32 protein-coding genes are annotated in these 22,128 nt (G+C 36.9%); 11 read left to right on the top strand and 21 right to left on the bottom strand.

The features are described 5' to 3' along the window. Positions 1 to 12: 12 nt before the first annotated feature. Complete coding sequence (lipL, locus tag NY607_RS12585) at positions 13 to 846, bottom strand: octanoyl-[GcvH]:protein N-octanoyltransferase (protein WP_237899234.1); 834 nt, start codon at positions 844 to 846, stop codon at positions 13 to 15. Between the two features lie 155 nt (positions 847 to 1,001). On the opposite strand from lipL, the gene hemQ reads away from it, so the two are divergent. Continuing rightward, a complete protein-coding gene (gene hemQ / locus NY607_RS12580) occupies positions 1,002 to 1,751 on the top strand; it encodes a hydrogen peroxide-dependent heme synthase (RefSeq protein WP_004227638.1) in 750 nt (249 codons plus the stop codon). A gap of 43 nt (positions 1,752 to 1,794) precedes the next feature. On the opposite strand, the gene NY607_RS12575 is transcribed toward hemQ, so the two are convergent. Together NY607_RS12575 and NY607_RS12570 are read right to left on the bottom strand one after the other, a co-directional pair. Continuing rightward, positions 1,795 to 1,977: a hypothetical protein gene (locus NY607_RS12575; RefSeq protein ID WP_004227636.1), complete on the bottom strand. Its 183-nt coding sequence runs from the start codon at positions 1,975 to 1,977 to the stop codon at positions 1,795 to 1,797. Between the two features lie 245 nt (positions 1,978 to 2,222). After that, positions 2,223 to 2,393: a hypothetical protein gene (locus tag NY607_RS12570; protein ID WP_004227634.1), complete on the bottom strand. Its 171-nt coding sequence runs from the start codon at positions 2,391 to 2,393 to the stop codon at positions 2,223 to 2,225. 245 nt (positions 2,394 to 2,638) lie between these two features. On the opposite strand from NY607_RS12570, the gene NY607_RS12565 reads away from it, so the two are divergent. Beyond that, positions 2,639 to 3,064 carry a cell wall hydrolase gene (locus NY607_RS12565; protein WP_004227631.1) on the top strand — a complete coding sequence of 142 codons (426 nt, stop codon included), beginning with the start codon at positions 2,639 to 2,641 and terminating at the stop codon, positions 3,062 to 3,064. A 22-nt stretch (positions 3,065 to 3,086) separates the two neighbouring features. Next, the gene (gene gerQ, locus NY607_RS12560) at positions 3,087 to 3,422 is read left to right on the top strand and encodes a spore coat protein GerQ (protein ID WP_004227629.1); all 336 of its coding nucleotides are present in this window, start codon (positions 3,087 to 3,089) and stop codon (positions 3,420 to 3,422) included. Between the two features lie 82 nt (positions 3,423 to 3,504). On the opposite strand, the gene NY607_RS12555 is transcribed toward gerQ, so the two are convergent. The 5 genes from NY607_RS12555 to NY607_RS12535 all read right to left on the bottom strand — a co-directional run bounded on the left by NY607_RS12555 (position 3,505) and on the right by NY607_RS12535 (position 6,446). Continuing rightward, the gene (locus NY607_RS12555) at positions 3,505 to 4,680 is read right to left on the bottom strand and encodes an amidohydrolase (RefSeq protein ID WP_310794747.1); all 1,176 of its coding nucleotides are present in this window, start codon (positions 4,678 to 4,680) and stop codon (positions 3,505 to 3,507) included. Between the two features lie 163 nt (positions 4,681 to 4,843). Then, complete coding sequence (locus NY607_RS12550) at positions 4,844 to 5,224, bottom strand: DUF423 domain-containing protein (protein ID WP_048393440.1); 381 nt, start codon at positions 5,222 to 5,224, stop codon at positions 4,844 to 4,846. 26 nt (positions 5,225 to 5,250) lie between these two features. Next, a complete protein-coding gene (locus NY607_RS12545) occupies positions 5,251 to 5,517 on the bottom strand; it encodes a YwdI family protein (protein ID WP_131520764.1) in 267 nt (88 codons plus the stop codon). Further along, entirely contained in the window at positions 5,517 to 5,693 is a 177-nt protein-coding gene (locus tag NY607_RS12540) for a hypothetical protein (protein ID WP_048393435.1), read from the bottom strand. The genes NY607_RS12545 and NY607_RS12540 overlap by 1 nt, the downstream gene beginning before the upstream one ends. Before the next feature lie 75 nt (positions 5,694 to 5,768). Continuing rightward, positions 5,769 to 6,446: a uracil-DNA glycosylase gene (locus tag NY607_RS12535; protein ID WP_259419815.1), complete on the bottom strand. Its 678-nt coding sequence runs from the start codon at positions 6,444 to 6,446 to the stop codon at positions 5,769 to 5,771. Positions 6,447 to 6,621: 175 nt separating this feature from the next. Between NY607_RS12535 and thiD the strand changes: the two genes are divergently transcribed. Continuing rightward, on the top strand, positions 6,622 to 7,452 hold the full coding sequence (gene thiD, locus NY607_RS12530) for a bifunctional hydroxymethylpyrimidine kinase/phosphomethylpyrimidine kinase (RefSeq protein ID WP_131520762.1): 831 nt from the start codon (positions 6,622 to 6,624) through the stop codon (positions 7,450 to 7,452). A 43-nt stretch (positions 7,453 to 7,495) separates the two neighbouring features. Here thiD and NY607_RS12525 read toward each other — a convergent pair whose 3' ends face one another. After that, the gene (locus NY607_RS12525; RefSeq protein ID WP_131520761.1) at positions 7,496 to 8,044 is read right to left on the bottom strand and encodes an acyl-CoA thioesterase; all 549 of its coding nucleotides are present in this window, start codon (positions 8,042 to 8,044) and stop codon (positions 7,496 to 7,498) included. 196 nt (positions 8,045 to 8,240) lie between these two features. Here NY607_RS12525 and NY607_RS12520 point away from each other — a divergent pair, with 196 nt between their 5' ends. The 3 genes from NY607_RS12520 to bshB2 all read left to right on the top strand — a co-directional run bounded on the left by NY607_RS12520 (position 8,241) and on the right by bshB2 (position 10,122). Beyond that, a complete protein-coding gene (locus NY607_RS12520) occupies positions 8,241 to 8,522 on the top strand; it encodes a hypothetical protein (protein ID WP_048393429.1) in 282 nt (93 codons plus the stop codon). 546 nt (positions 8,523 to 9,068) lie between these two features. After that, complete coding sequence (locus tag NY607_RS12515) at positions 9,069 to 9,419, top strand: YojF family protein (protein ID WP_004225428.1); 351 nt, start codon at positions 9,069 to 9,071, stop codon at positions 9,417 to 9,419. A gap of 13 nt (positions 9,420 to 9,432) precedes the next feature. After that, a complete protein-coding gene (gene bshB2, locus NY607_RS12510) occupies positions 9,433 to 10,122 on the top strand; it encodes a bacillithiol biosynthesis deacetylase BshB2 (RefSeq protein WP_259419814.1) in 690 nt (229 codons plus the stop codon). 40 nt (positions 10,123 to 10,162) lie between these two features. Here bshB2 and NY607_RS12505 read toward each other — a convergent pair whose 3' ends face one another. Further along, entirely contained in the window at positions 10,163 to 10,906 is a 744-nt protein-coding gene (locus tag NY607_RS12505) for a TerC family protein (protein ID WP_259419813.1), read from the bottom strand. A gap of 289 nt (positions 10,907 to 11,195) precedes the next feature. Between NY607_RS12505 and ilvA the strand changes: the two genes are divergently transcribed. Continuing rightward, positions 11,196 to 12,458: a threonine ammonia-lyase IlvA gene (gene ilvA / locus NY607_RS12500; protein WP_131520758.1), complete on the top strand. Its 1,263-nt coding sequence runs from the start codon at positions 11,196 to 11,198 to the stop codon at positions 12,456 to 12,458. A gap of 477 nt (positions 12,459 to 12,935) precedes the next feature. On the opposite strand, the gene NY607_RS12495 is transcribed toward ilvA, so the two are convergent. The 5 genes from NY607_RS12495 to NY607_RS12475 form a co-directional block, all read right to left on the bottom strand. Next, a complete protein-coding gene (locus tag NY607_RS12495) occupies positions 12,936 to 13,730 on the bottom strand; it encodes an ABC transporter ATP-binding protein (protein ID WP_054549124.1) in 795 nt (264 codons plus the stop codon). Beyond that, positions 13,723 to 14,751, bottom strand: a complete 1,029-nt coding sequence (locus NY607_RS12490) for an ABC transporter permease (RefSeq protein ID WP_009371612.1) — start codon at positions 14,749 to 14,751, stop codon at positions 13,723 to 13,725. The genes NY607_RS12495 and NY607_RS12490 overlap by 8 nt, the downstream gene beginning before the upstream one ends. Before the next feature lie 85 nt (positions 14,752 to 14,836). Beyond that, positions 14,837 to 15,859, bottom strand: coding sequence for an ABC transporter substrate-binding protein (locus tag NY607_RS12485; protein ID WP_237899231.1), 1,023 nt, complete (start codon positions 15,857 to 15,859; stop codon positions 14,837 to 14,839). A gap of 563 nt (positions 15,860 to 16,422) precedes the next feature. After that, positions 16,423 to 16,962, bottom strand: a complete 540-nt coding sequence (locus NY607_RS12480; protein ID WP_259419812.1) for a hypothetical protein — start codon at positions 16,960 to 16,962, stop codon at positions 16,423 to 16,425. A 108-nt stretch (positions 16,963 to 17,070) separates the two neighbouring features. Beyond that, positions 17,071 to 17,958, bottom strand: coding sequence for a helix-turn-helix domain-containing protein (locus NY607_RS12475; RefSeq protein WP_259419811.1), 888 nt, complete (start codon positions 17,956 to 17,958; stop codon positions 17,071 to 17,073). A gap of 162 nt (positions 17,959 to 18,120) precedes the next feature. On the opposite strand from NY607_RS12475, the gene NY607_RS12470 reads away from it, so the two are divergent. The 3 genes from NY607_RS12470 (at position 18,121) to NY607_RS12460 (ending at position 19,409) form a co-directional block, all read left to right on the top strand. Then, positions 18,121 to 18,321 (top strand): helix-turn-helix domain-containing protein, encoded by a 201-nt coding sequence (locus NY607_RS12470; protein WP_259419810.1) that lies wholly within the window; start codon positions 18,121 to 18,123, stop codon positions 18,319 to 18,321. 17 nt (positions 18,322 to 18,338) lie between these two features. Beyond that, the gene (locus tag NY607_RS12465) at positions 18,339 to 18,533 is read left to right on the top strand and encodes a hypothetical protein (protein ID WP_066036958.1); all 195 of its coding nucleotides are present in this window, start codon (positions 18,339 to 18,341) and stop codon (positions 18,531 to 18,533) included. Between the two features lie 354 nt (positions 18,534 to 18,887). Continuing rightward, on the top strand, positions 18,888 to 19,409 hold the full coding sequence (locus tag NY607_RS12460) for a PH domain-containing protein (RefSeq protein WP_259419809.1): 522 nt from the start codon (positions 18,888 to 18,890) through the stop codon (positions 19,407 to 19,409). 233 nt (positions 19,410 to 19,642) lie between these two features. Here the strand turns inward: NY607_RS12460 and NY607_RS12455 are convergent, their stop codons facing one another. From NY607_RS12455 to NY607_RS12430, 6 genes are all read right to left on the bottom strand, one after another. Next, the gene (locus tag NY607_RS12455; protein ID WP_259419808.1) at positions 19,643 to 19,831 is read right to left on the bottom strand and encodes a hypothetical protein; all 189 of its coding nucleotides are present in this window, start codon (positions 19,829 to 19,831) and stop codon (positions 19,643 to 19,645) included. A gap of 223 nt (positions 19,832 to 20,054) precedes the next feature. After that, positions 20,055 to 20,681 (bottom strand): peptidoglycan recognition protein family protein, encoded by a 627-nt coding sequence (locus NY607_RS12450; protein WP_310794749.1) that lies wholly within the window; start codon positions 20,679 to 20,681, stop codon positions 20,055 to 20,057. A 62-nt stretch (positions 20,682 to 20,743) separates the two neighbouring features. Continuing rightward, positions 20,744 to 21,148, bottom strand: coding sequence for a phage holin family protein (locus NY607_RS12445; RefSeq protein ID WP_259419806.1), 405 nt, complete (start codon positions 21,146 to 21,148; stop codon positions 20,744 to 20,746). A 59-nt stretch (positions 21,149 to 21,207) separates the two neighbouring features. Further along, positions 21,208 to 21,603, bottom strand: coding sequence for a hypothetical protein (locus NY607_RS12440; protein WP_259419805.1), 396 nt, complete (start codon positions 21,601 to 21,603; stop codon positions 21,208 to 21,210). Between the two features lie 85 nt (positions 21,604 to 21,688). Beyond that, complete coding sequence (locus NY607_RS12435) at positions 21,689 to 21,829, bottom strand: hypothetical protein (protein WP_259419804.1); 141 nt, start codon at positions 21,827 to 21,829, stop codon at positions 21,689 to 21,691. Next, positions 21,829 to 22,125, bottom strand: a complete 297-nt coding sequence (locus NY607_RS12430; RefSeq protein ID WP_259419803.1) for a hypothetical protein — start codon at positions 22,123 to 22,125, stop codon at positions 21,829 to 21,831. The genes NY607_RS12435 and NY607_RS12430 overlap by 1 nt, the downstream gene beginning before the upstream one ends. Between the last annotated feature and the right edge of the window lie 3 nt (positions 22,126 to 22,128).

Raw genomic sequence — 22,128 nt, 5'->3', positions numbered from 1 at the left:
TAATCAACCAACTTACTTACGTTCAAGCATTTTGGTGTTGCGCTCAAAAACGCGCTGTAAATAAAAACCATACAACGTTAATTCTTCGTCATAAAAGGACTGTGGACGTACTTCCTCGGCCCACTGATTAAGTAGTTGCTGTAGACGAATAACAACTGCTTCTACTGTTAAATGAGGGTCTATAAGCTCTGATAGCGAAGCCATGACTTCAGGCACGATTTGAGGGTAAGCGAATTTTGTTTCCTCTTGTTGCAAGCTTGCTTCATAAAAGTCACGGATAAGTGCCGCGCGTTGCGAGCCACTCCCCTCAATACATAAATAAATTTGCACTGCTACCCCTTGACGTAAGCGTCTTTGTGAAATACCTGCAAATTTTTTCCCATCAATACTTAAATCATACGAACCTGGGCAATAAGAGCCCACTATTTCATAAGCCTCAATTTTTTCAGCTATTTCTGGGAACAACCCCTTCACAAGGTCCACCATTACATCATAGCCATCATTTATACTGAGCGACTCTTTTTGTTCAGACAATACAATGGAAATATTAAGAATCCCTTCATCTAGCACAACCGCTAGTCCACCAGAATTACGAACAATAGGATGATAGCCTCTAGATTCTAGTAATTCCATACCTTGCTGAACATAAGGTAAACGATGGTCTTGAATACCTAGCACAACAGATGCCTCATGAACCCATGTACGAATTGTTGGCGGGGACATCAATTGGCCGACTAATTGGCACAATGTATCGTCCGTCGCAAAAGATTCAAGCGGTGATCTTTGCTTCGCACTAATGGATTGATCATAATAACGCCAAATTGGCTGTTGTAAAATATGTTTCATATTGGTACTCCTCTTATTACATCTCTTCTCTTTAGAATACATGATCTTAAGATGGTGTCAAATTCGTGAATTACTATCATGAACTTAGGGATTTTGTACAAACTATGATAAACTATTTTTGAATGGTATTCACTTATAAAGGAGTGTTTTCAATAATGAATGAAGCAGCAATTACGTTAGATGGTTGGTACGCTTTACATGATTTCCGCTCAATTGATTGGGCATCTTGGAAACTTGTTTCTGCTGAGGAACGTCAAGCAGCAGTAGAGGAATTTATTGCTTATTTAGAAAAACTGAACGAAGCAGACGTAGCTAAAACAGGTGCTCATGCTTTCTATGCAATTGTTGGTCAAAAAGCTGACTTTATGATTATGACATTGCGTGAAACAATGGATGAGTTACAAGAGCTTGAAGCAGAATTCAATAAATTAGCTATTGCAGATTTTACAATTCCTACATATTCTTATGTATCTGTTGTAGAGCTTTCAAACTATTTAGCTGGCGAGTCAAATGAAGATCCTTACCAAAATCCGCATGTACGTGCGCGTCTATATCCTGAACTTCCGCGCGCTAAATATGTATGCTTCTATCCAATGGATAAACGCCGTCAAGGAAACGACAACTGGTACATGCTATCAATGGATGAGCGTAAATCATTAATGCGTTCACATGGAATGATTGGTCGCGGCTATGCTGGTAAAGTAAAACAAATTATCACTGGCTCTGTAGGCTTCGATGATCACGAATGGGGCGTAACTTTATTTGCTGATGACGTACTGCAATTCAAAAAATTAGTATATGAAATGCGCTTTGACGAAGTGTCAGCACGCTATGGCGAGTTCGGGGAATTTTTCGTCGGAAACCTTCTGGATAAAGATAAATTGGTTAAATTCTTAACTGTTTAAAATCTAATTAAAAATGCGAGTCCATATTGACGGACTCGCATTTTTAAATTTCGTTTTCTTCTGCATTCTCGGATTCGAATATTAAAATAATAATATGAATAAAAATCCCAGTTAGAATCATAAGAAAAACTAAATACCAATTATATGGTTGATGATAATATTCTGCTATTCCAACTGCCAGAAAAGCGCTGATGATGATTGCTACAAACATACTAAAAATACGCATGGAAACGCTCCTTCATAAAAGCAAAAATAAAGTCATTTTTAGTATGTCACGCTATATTTTTAATATACTTACTAGGTAAGAATAATTATGTCTTATTGAATAGCAGCTAAAACAAGCATTGTAAAGTCATTTTTGCTAATGCTTTGCTTTCCATACTAGCAAATTTATACTCACAATATAAAAAAGTGCCATCTTTTAGCGATGACACTTTCTTCCCCCCTAACACGTTTCTTCTACATACTTCATTAAGAGCTCTCGTTCTTTACTTTTAAAATTAAGATGACCGTTTGAATAAAAAAACCAATCACTATTATAACAATAAAGAGATACCAATGGAGCGGCTGTCCATAAAACTCCCCTAATAAAAATGCCAGCACTGCACTTAATAAGATCCCAAACCAAACGCCAATTTCCATAAGCCATCACCTCACATGTATTAGATACACATGCAATTCATTGATCTCACGTTCCCCTAAATCTATTTTTTTCTATTTACCCTTTTTGCTATAAAAACTATCGGGACTTGCAGGATTTGAAGTATTTTCTACGTACTTGTCGTTATTACTACTATATGCATAGTAACTTTAATATGTGATTGTCTTTCTTAACAAAATTGAACATGACTACTATACCTTCATGCATATACTGTCTGCGAGGAGGTATGAAAATCGCTGTTATTAAGACGAATGATGCACAGACAGCCCTACTCGCAAGACTAATGCGTGCCGAAGCAGAAGGCGAAGGAGAGTTAGGCATGCTGATGGTTGGGAATGTTGGCGTTAATCGTGTAAGAGGTGATTGTTTAGATTTTGGTGATATTCGAACAATTGAACAAATGGTTTATCAGCGTCCGGGAGGCTTTGAGGCAACACAAAAGGGTTATTTTTATCAACGAGCACGTGATCAAGATATTCGACTAGCTAAAAGGGTGATTCAGGGTGAAAGATTTCATCCAGCTACCCGCTCTTTGTGGTTTTTCATGCCAGCAGGTGATTGTCCTGCACAATGGTATGGCCAATGGAATACTGGCAGGTTCAAATCCCATTGTTTTTTCTCGCCAACTGAACAAGATTGTCCTCAAATTTAAAAAGAAAGTAGGTTGATAATTGATGATGCCTTATTATTGGACACCAACAACGCAACAACAAATGACTCCTCCCCCAGTCACACTTCCGAGCGGACGACCACCCGGCCGTGAGGAGTCCTATATAGAAAATATTTTACGTTTGAACCGTGGAAAACCAGCTACCTTCCATTTTTCTTTTGAGCACGCAGTAGAGCAGGGAAAAAACACAAAAACTGTTCGGGGTGTGGTAGAAGCAGCTGGTCGAGATCATGTCATTATTCGTGAGCTTAAGTCTAATCATCGTTTTCTTTTCCCTATGATTTATTTCGATTTTGCAGAGTATGATGAGGAAATGGCTTACTTTAATCAAAATCCATAATTCTATCTCTAAGTAAAAATCCGCAATACACTCACTGACCAAAAGTCGATGGGCGTATGCGGATTTTTATCCTTCGCTATGTTCAATTTTCATTTAAATACGTTAAGGTTGCTTTACCTAAGGTTTTTGCTGCAATTAGCATAGCACGTTCATCAAAATCAAAGCGTGCATGATGATGCGGATAGGCCGTTTCCCATTCTGGCTTTTTAGCTCCTGTGAAGAAAAATGTGCCTGGTACTTTTTCTAAATAATACGCAAAATCTTCCCCAATCATAAATGGCGGACATGTTATTACTTGATCTACCCCTGGTACAGTCGACGCCAATTGTGCCAAAAACTCAGTTTCTCTCTGATGGTTATAAACAGGTGGATAACCCCTTGTGTAGCGATATTCGTAACTTGCCCCAAATGCCAGACAAGTCGCATTTAATACTGCTTCTAGCTCTTGCTCCATTTGTATGCGTACTTCTTCTTCAAATGTACGAATTGTCCCCGCTAAAACTACCCGATCAGCTATAACGTTAAACGGATTAATTGCCTCAAAATGACCGATTGTTAAAACAGCTGATTTCAATGGGTCAATTCGTCTTGAAACAAGCTGTTGAGCATTGACGACAAATTGGGAGGCTAGGGTAACTGCATCAATAGAATGATGAGGCTCTGCGCCATGACCACCCTTTCCTTGAACCGTTATTTCTACTTTATCCGCGGTAGCCATGATGGCTCCATCTTTCACTAATATTTCTCCTAATGGTGTAGGTGCCCATAAATGTGTACCAAAAATAACATCTACTCCTTCTAAACAACCATCCTCAATCATTGGCTTAGCTCCACCTGGCGCCACTTCCTCTGCATGCTGATGAATAAATACGATAGTGCCTTCAATTTGGTCCCTCATCGCATTCAATGCCTTAGCTAGCCCAAGCAATGTAGCTGTATGTCCATCATGTCCACATGCATGCATTTTTCCAGCTATTTTAGATTTGTAAGGTACATCATTTTCTTCATGTATCGCTAATGCATCAAAGTCAGCTCGTAATGCCACCGTTTTGCCAGGCTTTCTGCCACGTAATATCGCTACGACGCCACGTCCTCCCACTCCTTCTCGAACCACATGACCCAATTCTCTATGAAAAGTAGCTATATAGGATGGCGTTTCGACTTCTTCAAAGGATAATTCAGGGTATTCATGTAAATGGCGACGAATCCCTACCATCTCATTATAGTTAGCATCCAGTAATGTAAATAGTTTTTCCATACTACGTAACCTCACTTTTGGTATTTTCGAAATATTGCAAGTAATATTAGTAGTGTACTATAAATTCTTACAAAATGGATAGGATTTAAATCCCTATCTTTGAAAGATGACTCATAACAAAGAAAAACCCCCCTACAAATAATGTAAGAGAGTCAGCTTAAAATTAGCGAGCATGCTTGAGAGCAGTTAAAATAATAAGTAGCCATCCCGCTAAAAATAGTACGCCACCAATTGGTGTAATAGCTCCTAATACTTTAATACCACTTATCGCCAGAACATATAAGCTCCCAGAAAAGAAAACAATACCAAGGTTAAAGAAAATACCTGCTAGATTTAATTGTTTCACTTCACCTAATAGTTTAGAGCTCATTAACAGACCAATGATTAGTAATCCTGTAGCGTGAAACATTTGATATTGAACAGCCGTTTCCCAAATACCTCGACTATATTCATCTAAAATTTCCTTTAAAGCATGTGCACCAAATGCACCGAATGCTACTGCTAATAGGCCATGAAGAGCACCTGTCACGATAAATCTTTTCATTTTCGTTACCCTACCTTTAAAATGGATTAAAAATCAAAAATGGAATCACCATTTGCTCCATCTTCTTCAATCTTTGTTGTATATAAAGTGGATGGTTTTGACTCTGACACAAGCATTTGCGGTACATGCTTATGAGGAGTGATAGATGGTGCATCACTTGAAGAATCTAACACCACATCACATAATGCTCGAATGGCTGTAAGTGCCTCACGAATTTGCTGATCATTCCCCGCATTTGTTGCGTTAGATAATTGTTTTTCAAGTTGCTGTATAACGGCCTGATAAGAAATCATTACATTCTCCCGCTTTCTACTTTTGGTACGAATTTTAAACAATCTACACCCGAGGATTGCTTCACAACAACGGATGGTATTTGCTTTGTTTTAAAGCCATAAGCTGCACATGCGCGTGGGTTTTGAGGGTCCCAGGTTACTTTAAAAAATTGACACTTAAAACAATTCACCTTCATCAATGTCCCTCACTTTCTTCTATATTAAATGTAACATGATTGCTAAAGCGTATAAAGCAAACGATTTGTGCCAATCTATTCTAAACACCAATCAATCGGCTGCTTGCCCCACTCCACTAATTGTTGGTTAATCTTTGAATAAGGTTTACTACCAAAGAATCCTCGATAAGCACTTAATGGACTTGGGTGTGGCGCTTCGAGTATGACATGTGGTGTTTTATATTTTCGGATTAATTGCTTTTTGCGTTGCGCTGGTTTGCCCCACAATACAAAAATTAGTGGTTCTTCCCTTGCAGCTAATAGATCGATAACAGCATCGGTAAATTGCTCCCACCCTTGTTCTTTATGGGAATTCGCTTGTCCTGCTCGAACTGTAAGCACCGTATTTAATAGCATAACACCCTGTTCAGCCCACTTTGTTAGCGTTCCATTTTGAGGAATTGGACAGCCTAAATCATCCTGTAGCTCTTGAAACATATTCCGTAAGCTAGGAGGATGTGGAATACCTGGTTTAACAGAAAAGCTTAGCCCATGCGCTTGATTAGGCCCATGATAAGGGTCTTGTCCCAAAATAACAACCTTCACATCATGATATGCTGTTGTATAAAATGCGTTCATCACATCATCCATTGGTGGATAAATAGTTTGTGTCGAATATTCATTTGCGACAAATTGACGTAGTTTTTGATAATATGGTTTTTCTAATTCTTCTTTGAGTACTTCTTGCCAATCATTCGGGAATACTTGTTTCATCGTTCTTTAAGCCCCTTTCTCTTCTTACAACGGTACAAAAAATGAAAGATGAATTCAAGCATCAGTTGAAACTGACCATATAAAAATATAGTATTCTGGCTATTTTTATAGAATCAGAATCGGACTATACTAGATGTTAATTTTATAACTCTTAACGATAAAGGAGATCCTTTACATGACTCTAAAAAAAACATTAACAATTGCAGGTTCAGATACATCAGGCGGTGCAGGAATGCAAGCTGACCTTAAAACATTCCAAGAGCACGGTACATATGGGATGGTGGCATTAACAGTTGTCGTAACAATGGACCCTAATGGCTGGACACATAACGTCACACCTTTGCCAACCGATTTACTACAAAAACAAATTGACACAGCTCTTTCCACAGGAATTGATGCCATTAAGACAGGGATGCTCTCCACAGAAGAAATTATTCGTATTGCTGGAAAGGCTATTGCAAATTCAGGGACTTCAAATATTGTCATCGATCCTGTTATGGTATGTAAAGGTGACGATGAAGTACTGAATCCAGGTAACACAGATGCCATGATTCAGCATCTTTTACCACTAGCAGCAGTAACAACACCAAACCTTTTTGAAGCTGGACAATTAGCTGGCACAGGTACACCCAAAAACATTGACGACATGAAGATTGCCGCTCGTAAAATCCATGAACTAGGGGCTAAAGCTGTTGTCATTAAAGGTGGAAAAGCTCTAGCTACTGAAAAAGCAATAGACTTATTCTTTGATGGTGAAACATTCTACTTATTAGAATCTGAAAAAGTTCCATCTACAAATAACCACGGTGCAGGCTGTACTTTTGCTGCCTCTGTCACAGCGAACCTTGCGAATGGTCTTACTATTAAAGATTCTGTTATTGAAGCAAAAGAGTTTGTATCCGCAGCTATTGCACATGGCTGGGCGCTAAATGAATATGTAGGTCCTGTCATGCATGGTGCGAAATCTCGCTTTGGTGCTCCACACGTAACAGTAACAGAAATATAAGGATGAAAGGGATGTCTCAAAGTCATTTGAGACATCCCTTTTTTTACATATAATTCTCCATCATTTCTAGCCGATAATCCCATGGATCATTCATAGATATAAATTGCGCTAACGCTTTACTTTCCTTTTTACGTTCTGCACGGGCCTTCGCTCGTTCTGAAGCTGTTTCATGCAATTTTGTCTCTTCTACTGTTTCAGGAATTACTCGTGGGACCAGTGCTGGTTTGTTATTTTCATCCAATGCCACGAAAGTTAATAATGCAGTCGCTGCCACCTTTCTCTCCCCAGTTTTCAAGTTTTCAGAAATGACTTTGACAAAAACCTCCATAGAAGATCTTCCCGTCCAAGCTACATACGATTCGAAATAAACCGAATCTGTTGGGCGAATGGGATGTAGGAAATCGACTGAATCAGTTGAGGCTGTAACACAATCTCTTCTGCTATGCTTTGCAGCTGAAATGGAAGCAACTTGATCAATATCGCTCATCAACCGTCCGCCAAATAATGTATTATGATTATTCACATCGTTTGGAAATACACGACTTGTACGCATCACTCTTGATTCCTTACAATATTTAAAGTCCTTATTCACTCCAGTTCCCCCTCTAAACATCTTGTTTATTCCTACTATAATGCTATATTTAAATGGAAAAATCAATGTAATTATTAGAAAATTACAAATACTAAACAATTATTTAATGATGAGTATTTATCCGATAAAGATTAAAATTGGACAAGATACGTTAATGCCTCATACCCCATATATTAGCTGTATGGGAGGGGAAAAAATGAAAAAAAACAAGGTAGAAGACTTAACGGAAGAATCAGGTTTACTAGCTGGAGAAATCACCTCTTCAAAAGTTGAAGTAATTGCCTCCATCATATTAACACTTGGTTACTCATTATCCACCCTTGCCACAATATTGGCTCTGCAGGAGGAGGAAGAATTGGCACAAGCCAAAACTACTGAAACCCAAGATCAAAATCTTTATATGAAGCAAATGTTTAAACAATTACAAAATGTTAATAATCGTTTAGATACAATAGAACGAAAGCTCAATCGATACTAACAAATACATAGCCTACATTAATTTTCAATAAAAAACCGCGACTCTCCGTCATAAAGAGAGTCGCGGTTTTTATTATACTATGATAATGAGCTTCATTTTTCTTCCCTTTTTCACAGCTACCTTGCATCACCTGTTCAAGGAACGTCATCTATTGTACCAAGATAGAATTCATTATTTCTGAAATAATACTACTTCAACAGGTGGAGCTGTTTACACACACGAATTAGGAAGAAGTCATGGTTGCAATATCTTTTCATATGTGAAAACGGATACAATGCAAAACGACACAGTTTGTACATATTTATTTTCACACTCCCTATATTGATACATTACAATAATTTTTTCAAGAATATTGCTTAAGGACTTGTCATAGATTTAGAGATGATGATTTATTTCCCTGGATGCTAACACTTTCAAAAAATTTGGACCAAATGGCGCTAAGGTTTGTAAATATAAATCATCAATTTTTTTATCAAAGCAATCAATTTCCCTTTGCGAATTTTTTTTACTATACTTAAAAGAGAAATGATCGAGAGGAGTGTTAAGATGCAAGAAGTACAAGTAGAGACGTTGCAAAAATTGCTGAATTCTTTCGCCAACAAAGACGTTTATATTCATCTTGAGACGACAAACGGATCTTATGCAGCACACTATGATGAACAGTTTTTTAATGCAGGTGCTTTTATTCGCAATGCTAAAATTAACTATGAGCTTGCTAAGGTTGTAGATAATGCACCTCATCGTGTGGGTTTAAAATTACCTCATGGCTGGGTTTATGCTCAAGGCATTACACATTTTGAATTAGATGATTTAGGCCGTTTATTAATGGCTGGACTAGACTACTCTGGAAAATTGGCGATTGCGCTTGAAATTAGTGAAACGCCATTTACTTACTAAGGGGGACGACTATTTGAATTTACAACCACAACGTCATATTTTAATTGTGTACCCTCACCCAGATGATGAGGCTTTCTCAGTTGCGGGAACCATCGCCTACTATACAAAGAAAATGAATACACCTGTTACATATGCCTGTTTAACATTAGGCGAAATGGGACGTAATTTAGGTAATCCACCCTTTGCTACACGCGAGTCTTTACCTGAAATCCGTCGTAAGGAATTGGTTGCAGCGGCAGAGGCAATGGGTATTCAAGATTTACGCATGCTTGGTCTACGTGATAAAACAATAGAATTTGAAGATGATGAGAAAATGGTAAAATTAATGGAAGGGCTAATCGAAGAACTAATGCCTTCTTTAATTTTCACATTTTTACCTGGCTTTGCTGTTCACCCAGACCATGAAGCAACAGCACGGGCTGTAGTTGAAGCTGTACGTCGTATGCCAAAGGCTGCTCGTCCACAAATATTCGGTTGTGCCTTCGCCAATGATACGATTGAAAAAAATGGTGAACCACATGTGGTCTATGATATTCGGGAAATGCGAATGGACAAATTAAAAGCATTACAAGCCCATGCGTCTCAGACTGGTTGGATGATGCAGGAGACTGAAAAACGTATTGATGACGGCCAACCAATGAGCGAGAGCTGGCTTAATGTTGAAAAGTTCTATATTGTTGACCCAGATAAATATGTAAAATAAGTAAAGTACTGTTCTCATTTTGGAGAACAGTACTTTTTAATTAGACAGCTCTTACCCTCTTCATCATATGCACAATGATCGTGATGAAAAAAGCAATCACTAAGAAAAGAAAGAATAAATAATGAGGGATGTGGATATTGAAAACACTTACTAACATTTTTAAGCCGATGACACCTATAATTATGAAGGCTGTTGCTTCAAGCTCTGGTATTTTTTCAATGATGATTAAAAAAACACCTGCAATCGTCCTCATCATTAATATGCCTAACATCCCACCAATTAAAAGCACCCAGACCTGATCTGATATCGCAAACGCAGCAAAGATTGAGTCAATTGAAAAAGCAATATCCATTAGCTCAACAGAAATGACAGTTGCCCAAAACGTGCCGAAAAGACGCACCATCCATCCTGACCTCTTTACCTCTTTTACACTATCCTCATTCCCTATGTGAAGGAAATGAGCTACACAAAGCCAACCTAAATACAAAGCACCTAATACTTTAATAAACCAAAATTCTACTAGATAAACACCTATGCCAATAAATAAAAATCTAAAAAAATAGGCACCTAGCATACCATACATTAATGCCCGTTTTCGCTGTTTATCTGGTAAATGTTTCACTAGTACCGCTAATACCAGTGCATTATCTGCCGACAGCAAACCTTCTATAATAATTAATGAGGATATTAGTCCCCAGGAGACGGGGTCCATTAGTACTTCTTGCCACATCGCCAAATCAAAAAACTTCCAATATGTTGATAAAATTCCTTGAATGATTTCCACTACATACCCTCCTACTTGTCCTAAGCTAATCTAGTATATGCTTGACCATTTTTGTTATGAGAGTCGTATTTTTTAGATTTGAAACAACAGATTTTCTCCCCTTAAATTGAGCTAATTATAGGTCTGAGACATTGCTTCTTTATAAAATAATTAGCTATATCAAGATAAAACGCTTACATCATAAAATAGACACGGAAAATTTAGAATTTACTAAAAATTAATCACAAAAAGCAAATAAAGTGTGCTATCATAGATAAATGTTTTAAACGTATAACGGAGGATGAATACTATGGAAGTTGCTGATACTAGAACCGTGCAAGTGGAGAATGTCCTGATTGCACATCATTTTTTAAAAGATGTAGTTGTGCACACACCACTACAAAAAAACGACTATTTATCCGAGAAATACGGAGCTAATATTTATATTAAACGCGAAGATTTACAGCATGTACGCTCATTCAAGCTTCGTGGTGCCTATTATAAAATTAAAAAAATCGAGGATGAAGCGCGCAATGCTGGGGTTGTCTGTGCAAGTGCAGGCAATCATGCACAAGGTGTAGCTTATGCCTGTGCCCAATTAAAAATTCAAGCAAGCATTTTTATGCCACAAACAACGCCGAAGCAAAAAATAGACCAAGTACGTATGTTTGGTCGTGAATATGTGGAAATTATTTTAGCAGGAGATACATTCGATGATTCTGCTGAAAGCGCGTTGAGCTATTGTGAAGAGCATGGTAAAATCTTCATTCATCCATTTGATGATTTTGATGTCATTGCTGGTCAAGGAACGGTAGCGGTAGAAATTATGAATGATATGGAGGAGCCAATCGACTACGTATTCGGAAGTATTGGCGGTGGTGGCTTAATGTCAGGCGTGTCTGCCTACATTAAAAATCTCTCTCCTACTAGTAAAATTATTGGTGTGGAGCCTGCTGGTGCTGGTAGTATGAAGGCTGCCTTTGCTGAAGGTGGCGCAGTTGCTCTTGATTGGATTGATAAATTCGTTGATGGTGCTGCAGTAAAATGCGTCGGTCATCATACTTATGATGTTTGCCGTCGCTATTTAGATGATATTGTTCTTGTACCTGAAGGCAAGGTATGTACGACCATTCTAGATCTATATAATAAACATGCGATTATCGCTGAGCCTGCAGGAGCATTATCAGTGGCAGCTCTTGATTTTTATAAAGAAGAAATTAAAGGTAAGTCAGTCGTTGTCATCATCAGTGGTGGGAATAATGACATTGGACGAATGCAGGAGATTAAAGAAAAGTCACTTATACACGAAGGCTTACTTTACTACTTCATCGTCAGCTTCCCTCAGCGTGCCGGAGCATTACGTCAATTCCTCACTAGTGTACTTGGACCAAACGATGACATTACTACCTTTGAATATACCAAGAAAAATAATAAAGAAAGTGGCCCTGCACTAGTCGGCATTGAGTTAGGTGATCGTGCTGAATATGAAGGACTACTTGCCCGAATGGATGAATTCGGCTTCAAATACAAAGAAGTAAACAACGATATTCAACTATTTGGCTTACTCGTTTAAAATCAAGAGCCTCACTTCTCTGAAAGTGAGGCTTTTTTATGTGATAAAATTTATCAATCGTTTTATTTCCCTAAATAAAAATTATTAAAACTAGTTGATGTTGAAAAAACAATATCGTCTGCGGAAAGAGACATTCTGGCAAGGCGAGGGATCGATATCTGTTCCGCCAGCGTCCAGGTGGCATCTGATGAGCCGCTAAATCCCCTAAGAGCTGACTCCTCTCCAATCAACCCATTTGAAACTGTGTCCTTTCATTTTCTATCATACTAACAATGTGGAAAAACGATGTGTGACAACGCCCCTCCATAAAGAGTAGTGAGGACCTTTGCTAAATTGATGAGCTGGATTGGAGGGCTACTTGACTCCCATGAGATAGATCGGAATCCCACTTAAGAAATCAAGTATTTTCACCATTCATAAAAATACTTTTCTAACACTATAAAAAAACGCCCATACAAGTGTATGAGCGTTTCGATATTAACCTAATAGAGCACGGTCTGAATTCATTTTTTCCCCACGAATACGTTCAAACTCGGACATTAAATCAGGAATTGTTAATTCATGTTTGCGATCTTCACCAACTTCTAAAATGATTTGGCCTTTATCCATCATAATAAGACGATTCCCTAAGTCTAATGCTTGCTGCATATTGTGCGTTACCATTAATGTGGTTAAATTATCTTTTTCCACTAAGTATTTCGTAATACGGGTAATTAATTCTGCACGTGATGGATCAAGTGCAGCTGTATGCTCATCTAGCAATAAAATAGATGGCTTTGTGAAGGTAGCCATTAAGAGCGACAAAGCTTGACGTTCCCCACCTGAAAGTAAACCTACCTTAGCAGAAAGACGATTCTCAAGATTCAAACCAAGCATCGCTAGCGATTCTTTAAAAAATTCACGACGCTTTTTGTCCACACCATTGCGTAGCCCTCTATGTTTATTTCGAGAGTATGCTAATGCTAGATTTTCTTCAATTGTCATCGTAGGTGCAGTTCCTGCCATTGGGTCCTGGAAGACACGCCCAATGTATTGAGAGCGTTTATATTCAGGCAAACTTGTCACATCATTACCATCAATCAATACTGTACCGAAATCGGGTGTTAAAGCACCTGAAATCATATTCATCATCGTTGATTTACCTGCACCATTACTACCTATAATTGTCACAAAATCACCGGGCTTTAAATGTAGGTTGATCTCCGCAAGTGCAATCTTCTCATCAGGTGTTCCTTCATTAAATACCTTATTAATACCATGTAATTTAAGCAAGGCCGTTACCTCCCTGCTCTACTTTTTTTACTTGTGAAAGTTCTGCAGCACGTTTAGCTTTACGTTTACGTTCTTTACTCTTATTAATAAATTGCGGTAAGATCAGCGCCAAAATAACGATGATCGCTGTAATTAATTTCATGTCTCCTGAATCAAGGAAATCTACACGTAATGCTAAAGCTAATATAATACGATAAATGATGGCTCCTGCAATAACTGCAAACGTTGTACGGATAATAGTTTTAGTCCCAAAAATAGCTTCACCAATAATAACGGATGCGAGACCGATCACAATCATACCAATCCCCATACTAACATCAGAGAACTTCGAATATTGTGCGATTAAAGCTCCAGAAAATGCGACAAGCGCATTGGAAAGACCTAGCCCCAAAATGATAAGTGTATCTGTATTTGCAGAGAAGCTGCGAATCATTCGTTTATTATCACCAGTTGCTCGGATAGCTAGCCCAACTTCTGTCTTTAAGAACCAGTCTGCTATTAACTTAATTAAAATCGTGATGATTAATACAACAATCAGCACACTCCATGTACCTGGTACATGCTGAAAGCCTATGCTTTTTAATAGGTTATTGATAGCATCATCGATCCCTAAATTACTCCAAAAAGATTGAAACTTTGAAAAGATTGTTTCAGAGTTTAGTAGTGGAATATTCGGGCGACCTATCGTATTTTCTGCAGTTAACCCCATGATACGTAGATTAATTGAATATAAAGCAATCATCATTAAAATTCCTGATAAAAGCGGATTAATCTTTCCTTTCGTGTGAAGAATTCCTGTCATACATCCAGCAATAAATCCAGCAACAATTGCCACTAAAGTCGCTAAGATTGGGTGGTAGCCAAGCAAAACCATTGTTGCTGCAGTTGCCGCCCCTGTTACAAAGCTTCCATCAACCGTTAAATCCGGAAAATCTAACACCCGAAATGTTAAATATACACCAAGTGCCATAATTGCATAGATGATTCCTTGCTCCACTGCGCCAAATAATGCTAAAAACATCGTTGAATCATCTCCTAAATCTCTTTATTATTTATATCGCTTGTAAAATGAAGATAAAGCGGGGATAGTTCTCCCCCGCTTCGTTTTACTGTTCTAGAATTTCTGCACCCCAAGAATCTTTCATTTCGATGCCTAAATCATCTGCTACTTTTTTATTGATTAATAGTTTCAGATTTTGAGGATATTGTGCTGGTGTATCAGCAGGTGTTGCTTCACCTTTTAAAATTTTCACAGCCATTTGACCTGCTTCATAACCGATATCGAAATATTCAAATCCATAAGCCGCTAAACCACCACGTGCCACAGAATCTAATTCTCCTACGATTAATGGTAATTTATTCGTATTGGCAACATCAATTACCGATTCTAAAGCAGAAACTACTGTGTTATCAGTAATAATATAGAAAGCATCTACTTTACCAATTAGAGATTCTGTCGCTTGCTTTACATCTGCTGAAGTGGATGCTGATGCTTCTACCACCGTTAAACCTTGTTCATCCATAACCTTTTTCACTTCTGAAACTTGGGCAACTGAGTTTTGCTCACCCGCATTGTAGACCATCCCTACTTTTTTCGCACCAAGGTCTTTTAAGAATGCTACTGTTTTAGAAATCGTTTCAGGATGTAGATCAATTGTGCCTGTAATATTTTTCCCTGGCTTCTCCATTGAGTCAATTAGCTGTGCACCAACAGCATCTGTAACCGATGTAAAAATAATTGGAATATCACTTGTTGCTGTTGCAGCTGCTTGTGCAGAAGGTGTAGAGTTAGCAAAAATTAAATCTACGTTTGCACTCACTAGATTGTTAGCAATCGTTGTGTTAAGGCTGTTATCTCCTTGCGCAATTTGTGGATCGTATTCAACTTTTAAACCAGCATCTTCAATTGCTTTTTTAAAGCCTTCCGTTGCTGCGTTTAACGATGGATGCTCAACAATTTGAGTAATCCCGATTTTATATGTTTTATCGTCTGCATTTCCGCTCTCACTTGCATTGTTTTTTTCATTTCCTTTTGAATCTGCTGTACCTGAGCCACCGCTACCACAAGCAGCAAGAAGCAACACTAATCCAAAAAGAAGGAATGACAACTTCTTTACATTGCTTTTCACAAATAATCCCCCCGATTATATTCTCGAATATCTATCGCACTTTATCCAAACAAAGTGTGAATGTATCGCTATATTATCGTTATTATCGAGCTCCGTCAACAACATTATGAATGTTCTGACTTTTAAAAGTGACAAAATATTTTAGTTTTTCATTTAATTTGGCGCTTTAAACCGCTAAACTACGCTGTTTTAGTTAATCGATTTCTTTTTTCAACATAGTAAAAAATATTTATGACAATTTTGCGACGATAGGACATTATAGACAAAGTCTGACATTTGACTTCTACTAGATATCTATAATAGAATATTTACTTGTGTGAAAGCACCGTGGTTCGTAACCATCCCACGAAAAAATTAGGTTAGAATTAATTCCAATGAGTAATTTTAATTAAAACAAAAACTCAGTGTTATCAACGTTTATCAACTTTCTTCAAAAATTCACGTTAGGTTTAGCTAAGATTAGTTTTTGTTTCATTTTACACATTTTTTTCACAAGCAAATATTATGACCACCCCATTTGGAGTGGTCATTTTTTTATATAATTAAGATTTTGGAGGTATATATTATTTTAATTTTTCCTTCTCTAAAATATCTAAAACTCTTTCAACTAAAGCGTTAGCATCCTCTGCCTGTTTTATTGCTTTTTCTGTTTGTTCATCAGACTTTTCCCATCCAGTTATCACTCTTTCAAGAATTTCATTTTGCATCCTTTTGTTATTTAGACTCAAATTAATAATAGTTAATCCAATAGCAATAATTGAAAAGGCAGTAGCTAATATTTCTGCATTTTTCACCTGGATATTCAAGAATGGTAATGTTAACAGCGAAAGAATAGAAAGGGCTAAACTTATACTTTTGAAAAATTTTAAGCTCTTTATTACTTTACTATTATTAGATGAATAAGTATCTGATAGATATTGAACAATATCTGCAAGGACAAAAAATGTACCTGATAACGAGATTGCAAGGACAAACATTGAATTTATAACAGTAATACCAAAGATACTTGATATTCCTATAATCATAAATGTTACACCAATCATAATAACTATAAAATTTATTTCTGATAATCTTGCAGTAGAAAATTTTTTTGTATCCTGCATGTAGTACCTCCATATTTTTCAATTACTAAAAGCTTAAAACCTACTAAATTTTAGCATCTTTTTGGATATACTGGTACTATTCAAAACATTATATTTATTATTCCCCTTTCACCATTCAAGCCAGTTTTCTAAGTATGGTCTACTACATATTTCTGTTCGACTATCACGCTCATTCAGCCAATTATAGAAAGGCACAGGACGCTCTCTATCTGCTGTTTCTTCTATAGATGATGAATTATATTGCTTCATACTAGAACGTTCTACAGCCTTATTAAACGCTCCTACAAATACGGCTCTTAATGTGCTTGTAACTGTTAAAATTCCCTCTTTAATGTCCATAGCAATTTTGAATAGAACGTTCTTAGCTTTTATAAAGTCAGGTGCATTTTCAACCTGTGCAGCCATTACAACCTTGTGCAATTCATCTTTCAAGTTATCTGCTAATGGCAAGCTATTCATGAAATCAAATAGCATCACCTGGTACTCATTCATCCATTCCTTATGAGTTTCTTTTTCAGCGTGAGCATTATTATATATTTCTTGTAAAGTGCTTGTTTTAAAAGATAAATGATTAAAAGATTTAGATGATTGGTTTTCAGATTGTTGCCCTTCAACCTTACTCTCACAAGGCTTTTCAACATTTCCACGCTCGGACATTGACGGTGGGACATTGTAAGGCAAAATAATGTAGATGCTTGCTCCTTGCCCACCCTTGCTTTTTACAGTCGTTTCTTTCTTAACAATCCCTAACAATTCCAGTTTTGAAATAGCTCGATAAACTGTCTTTGTGCTAATCTCTAATGCTGCAGCAATTGTGGCAGCTTTCAAATGACAAGCTCCTGGATGCTCTAATGCATGGCTAGCAAGCTTGAAAACGATGGCACGTTCTGATTCTGTTAAATCGTAGTAATGAGCAGCCATGTGATTTTCTACAGCTGTGTCCATGTCTGCTACAGATTCAAATGTTTTATAAGTTGCTAAATATTCAAATGCCATCGTTTTCACCTCGTTATCACTAAATATCGATATTACAACATATCGTTATATACATATTAATATCGACATATCGATATGTCAACATAATTGAATAAAATATTTCTCAAATAGCGATATAGTGTTATAATGGTATTAATAATTTATCTGATAGGTGGTGGAAAAATGATTGAGGTAAAGTTAAAGAAGATCATCGAGGAACGTGGAATTTCTCAAAAGCAATTAGCCGAAATGACTTCAATTAGACCAAATGCAATAAGTGAAATTGTAAACAATCAACGTAGCACCATTAACCGCGAACAACTTGCAATAATATGTAAAGCCCTTGAAATAATTGATATGAACGAAATACTTGAACTGAAATAATCTGTGGGGTGATGGGGATGGAATTAAACGAGTTGGTAACAAAAATCTCGAATATACAAAAGAAGGCACTGAGAGATGCTCTTAAAGCGAAGTTAAATGAAGGTTATACAATTGATGAATTGTATGTATCCTTTGATACAAAGACGACTAGAAATAAAGATGGCATTAAAGCAGTCGTGACATATGAAATAAAAGAGAAAACAGATAACTAATCAGGGTTGTCGATATTTTGTTTTATCTATCCTCTAAATACCTATAGGACGGTGATAACGTGGATAAAAAACGATGCTATAATTGCAAAGCTATATGTAGTGATTCAGCTATAAAGTGTCATTTATGTGGGTGTAAAAATTTCATTAAAAAAATAAATGATCAAAGTAAAACTATTCAATGTTCACTATGTTGTTCACCCGTTCCAATTAAAAACGGGAAAGGTTATTGTGTTTACTGCGATGATGAAATATACGATAACAGATAACTAACATTGGTTGTCTGTTTTTTTATATGTACTATTGGTAGGATTTTCTATAAAATAAGATTACAAATATCTGTAAGGGGTGCATGACATGGATACAATTGCAGAAACAATAAAATTTGCTGGCTTTGGTAAGAAAAAGGCAATGGCTAAACAAATTCAAATGTTCGATGATCGCTTAACGGATCAAGGTGAAACGCTACTAGCTGTATGTGCATCCGTTAAAGGCATCAAACAGCTTTATGTAACTGACCAACGTATTTTATTACATGAAATCAAAGGCATTGTTTCTAACGATGAAAGAAGCATTCCTTTAGCTTCAATTAGCAGTATTAACATTTCTAATAAGCTTGTTTACTCTACTATTGAAATCGTATCTACTGGAAATAAGGCAATCATTGACGATGTGCCAGCGCATATTGCACTTGAAATTAAGAGTGGGATTGAGAACCTTAAAGCAATGGCAAAAACATCTTCTGCTCCTGCAGGTAAAGTTGAAAAGGATATGTATGAGGTAGCCGATGAAATTCGAGAATTGAAGGAACTATTAGAGGATGAATTAATCACTCAGGAAGAATTTGATGCGAAGAAAAAGCAACTGTTAGGGATCTAGTCACTCAAATGGGTGGCTTTTCTCATGCAAAAAAACCGCCATAAAATATGGCGGTTACCAACTAAGGGATACTTGAATGAAAAGTTAAAGCGTATTTATAAATAAAAAGTATAATTATCATCAGATTCTAATTGTATAACTTTCCCACGCAAAAACACGTGATAATGTACCTTCAATTTTCATTTTTTTATCACCCCCTTTCTATTGATCCTGAGTATTTTATATAGTTTCTGTTACAATTTTTTATTTCCATTATCCCAACTAGTGTAAAGTGTAAATACAATACCTAGAATAAATAAAACAGTTGCACTAATATTTTCTTGGTTAATGGAAATGTCAAACTTAACTTCAATCATTCCTACATAAACACCCAGCAAAATAATAAAACCTGCAAAAATCAAATCACGCTTTAAATTTCTCATTATACATATCCCCTTGTTGGTTTTTTTGGCTGGAAACCACTAACCAACTTCGTATGAAGATTATGTAATCCGAATGATACATAGCAACAAAAACTACAAAGTAGTTAATAGTTTGCCAGTTATATACCAATTTACAGTTCTTTGGTCATTTTGTAAAATCTTTAGTCTATGAAAACAAAAAAGCCCAGGTACTCACTGTTAAATGAGCGCCTGGGCTTTACTATTAGTTGCTACGTTGAGCGATGATAATTTTCAATCCTTCAAAGTCACCACTTGTCATGCTTCCATTATCGAATTTTTCTAACCAGGTTTTATCAATCAACTCTTTATCGACTGCTTGTTGAATATAATCACGTACTGCAGCTTTTGCGGTTGTGCTTGTGAATTTCATAATATCATCATCCTTTTCCGTTTGTTGTTCTGATTCATTTGATTCCATAGCTTTTTTAATACGGTTCAAGAAACTATTCCAACGGTTCTCACTTAAAATTCTATGTGGACAATATTTACCGTTCCAATCCTGGTGTTTCTTCACTCGCTCAATTCCCCAACCGTATTGCTTCAATAGACTGGCGATATATTGTACGGCGTTTTCCTCAGCAATAGCGTAACGAGCGCCGCCATTTTTGCTGTAGCAAATTTCCACGCCAATAGACTTTAGATTTCCGTTGCCTTGTCCGTCACCACAATGCCAGGCGTTACGATTGAACGGAATAGCTTGAATAACGTTTTTATCGTCTACAGCGACGTGGTACGATACTTGATTGCTGTTCGTAAGCATGTATAAGATTTCGTTCTCTGCAGGCGCATCATTGGCAGTATTGTGTACGGTTATGAATTGCGGTGCCATGATGAAAGGTGCCTTTATTGGATACTTTGTTGAAGGTAATAAGATTTGTCTGAAAGTGTAACTCATTTAACCTCACCCTCTCCTGTTTTATCCTTAACGATTGCTAAAATATTTTTTACAAAGTCAGGCATTGGCAAGCCCATTTTAGTACCGTTTTCCGTGATTGAAATAAATTCTAGTACACAAAATGCAATGGCTGCCCCATCACCTGCGTACTCGATACCAGGGATCACAACGGACAATAAATAAACTGATCCAACTAACATTAGATAATAGATTTTGCGTATGATGCCGTTAAAGCCTGTACGACTATTTAAGTTTTGATTAACTACCCCACACATGATGCCAGTAGCATAGTCAATAGCCATGAAACCGATTAGAACCGTCACTGCCATTCCTAACCCATCGACTGAATACGAAACGATTGTGCCGATTGTTCCACTTACTACAGCAATCCATTTTTCCATCTGAACACTTCCCTTTTACATAATAAAAAGCACCCTCAATTGAGAGTGCCTTACTATTTTTAAAACTCTATATCGCTTTTTTCTGAACGTGTTGCATAATATGTTACTTCCTTGTTATTAACTACTTTCTCATATTTTGCGATAGCTTCAAGGGTAGGATGATCATTTCCCCATCCAATTCCACCATTTTTGCTATAGTCATCTAAATTAATACCTGAATCCTCAGCCCATTTAAAAAATAACTTCTCTTTAAAACCATTCTCTTCATAAGATCTAATAATAGAAAGCAAATCGGAAATATGATTTTCGACAGGATATCCAAGATGATAAGTGATACTTGTATCGTTCCCACTTCCATCATATGAAGATCTTGTTGTATCAATCAATTTCCAACCTTTTTCTAAATACTTGTTTACATCTCTTTCAGTAGCAGTTGCAATTTTAGTATATTCCATAATTAGTACCCTCCCTTTCATTTACTTCTACTTACGAGCAAAATAGGAAAAGGTTTCAAAAAAGGAAAATAAAAATAACGCTAGCCTACGCTGCGTCTTCTGCATCTAAAACTTCATATACCATTTCTTGAAGGTTTGATAGTTTTGGTACCTGTTCCCTTTCATAGTTCCCATTCTCCACATTTTTTGCCCACAATTTTACCAAAGCTGAATTTGTTGTAAACATTACGCTGTACCTCCTGCGATAATTGACGTTAATTCAAGAATGGCTTGTTCTAATTCATTGACTTTCTTTTGCAATTGAACATTAACTTCTTCTACAGTAGGTACTCTGTCAACATACTCGTACCAGACTCTGCCTGTTTTGCTATCAGCTTTTAGTATTGCAGCCTGCGAAGTCGTTGATTCATCTACTGGTAATGATTCCAGTTTAATAGCTTTATCTTTATTTTCTTGGGACAGATATTTTCCATCGAAAACCACACTTGCTAAATTATTTTCACCTTCGAATACGTAGATCATAGT

The organism is Lysinibacillus sp. A4 (assembly GCF_024919535.1).
Lineage (GTDB): Bacteria > Bacillota > Bacilli > Bacillales_A > Planococcaceae > Lysinibacillus > Lysinibacillus capsici.
This window is presented reverse-complemented; position numbering and strand designations above follow the sequence as displayed.

Bases quoted from the DNA above. Each gene is read 5' to 3' on its own strand.
- lipL (WP_237899234.1), bottom strand. From the start codon at position 846: ATGAAACATATTTTACAACAGCCAATTTGGCGTTATTATGATCAATCC.
- hemQ (WP_004227638.1), top strand. From the start codon at position 1,002: ATGAATGAAGCAGCAATTACGTTAGATGGTTGGTACGCTTTACATGAT.
- NY607_RS12575 (WP_004227636.1), bottom strand. From the start codon at position 1,977: ATGCGTATTTTTAGTATGTTTGTAGCAATCATCATCAGCGCTTTTCTG.
- NY607_RS12570 (WP_004227634.1), bottom strand. From the start codon at position 2,393: ATGGAAATTGGCGTTTGGTTTGGGATCTTATTAAGTGCAGTGCTGGCA.
- NY607_RS12565 (WP_004227631.1), top strand. From the start codon at position 2,639: ATGAAAATCGCTGTTATTAAGACGAATGATGCACAGACAGCCCTACTC.
- gerQ (WP_004227629.1), top strand. From the start codon at position 3,087: ATGATGCCTTATTATTGGACACCAACAACGCAACAACAAATGACTCCT.
- NY607_RS12555 (WP_310794747.1), bottom strand. From the start codon at position 4,680: ATGGAAAAACTATTTACATTACTGGATGCTAACTATAATGAGATGGTA.
- NY607_RS12550 (WP_048393440.1), bottom strand. From the start codon at position 5,224: ATGAAAAGATTTATCGTGACAGGTGCTCTTCATGGCCTATTAGCAGTA.
- NY607_RS12545 (WP_131520764.1), bottom strand. From the start codon at position 5,517: ATGATTTCTTATCAGGCCGTTATACAGCAACTTGAAAAACAATTATCT.
- NY607_RS12540 (WP_048393435.1), bottom strand. From the start codon at position 5,693: ATGAAGGTGAATTGTTTTAAGTGTCAATTTTTTAAAGTAACCTGGGAC.
- NY607_RS12535 (WP_259419815.1), bottom strand. From the start codon at position 6,446: ATGAAACAAGTATTCCCGAATGATTGGCAAGAAGTACTCAAAGAAGAA.
- thiD (WP_131520762.1), top strand. From the start codon at position 6,622: ATGACTCTAAAAAAAACATTAACAATTGCAGGTTCAGATACATCAGGC.
- NY607_RS12520 (WP_048393429.1), top strand. From the start codon at position 8,241: ATGAAAAAAAACAAGGTAGAAGACTTAACGGAAGAATCAGGTTTACTA.
- NY607_RS12515 (WP_004225428.1), top strand. From the start codon at position 9,069: ATGCAAGAAGTACAAGTAGAGACGTTGCAAAAATTGCTGAATTCTTTC.
- ilvA (WP_131520758.1), top strand. From the start codon at position 11,196: ATGGAAGTTGCTGATACTAGAACCGTGCAAGTGGAGAATGTCCTGATT.
- NY607_RS12490 (WP_009371612.1), bottom strand. From the start codon at position 14,751: ATGTTTTTAGCATTATTTGGCGCAGTGGAGCAAGGAATCATCTATGCA.
- NY607_RS12480 (WP_259419812.1), bottom strand. From the start codon at position 16,962: ATGCAGGATACAAAAAAATTTTCTACTGCAAGATTATCAGAAATAAAT.
- NY607_RS12475 (WP_259419811.1), bottom strand. From the start codon at position 17,958: ATGGCATTTGAATATTTAGCAACTTATAAAACATTTGAATCTGTAGCA.
- NY607_RS12470 (WP_259419810.1), top strand. From the start codon at position 18,121: ATGATTGAGGTAAAGTTAAAGAAGATCATCGAGGAACGTGGAATTTCT.
- NY607_RS12465 (WP_066036958.1), top strand. From the start codon at position 18,339: ATGGAATTAAACGAGTTGGTAACAAAAATCTCGAATATACAAAAGAAG.
- NY607_RS12460 (WP_259419809.1), top strand. From the start codon at position 18,888: ATGGATACAATTGCAGAAACAATAAAATTTGCTGGCTTTGGTAAGAAA.
- NY607_RS12455 (WP_259419808.1), bottom strand. From the start codon at position 19,831: ATGAGAAATTTAAAGCGTGATTTGATTTTTGCAGGTTTTATTATTTTG.
- NY607_RS12450 (WP_310794749.1), bottom strand. From the start codon at position 20,681: ATGGCACCGCAATTCATAACCGTACACAATACTGCCAATGATGCGCCT.
- NY607_RS12445 (WP_259419806.1), bottom strand. From the start codon at position 21,148: ATGGAAAAATGGATTGCTGTAGTAAGTGGAACAATCGGCACAATCGTT.
- NY607_RS12440 (WP_259419805.1), bottom strand. From the start codon at position 21,603: ATGGAATATACTAAAATTGCAACTGCTACTGAAAGAGATGTAAACAAG.
- NY607_RS12435 (WP_259419804.1), bottom strand. From the start codon at position 21,829: ATGTTTACAACAAATTCAGCTTTGGTAAAATTGTGGGCAAAAAATGTG.
- NY607_RS12430 (WP_259419803.1), bottom strand. From the start codon at position 22,125: ATGATCTACGTATTCGAAGGTGAAAATAATTTAGCAAGTGTGGTTTTC.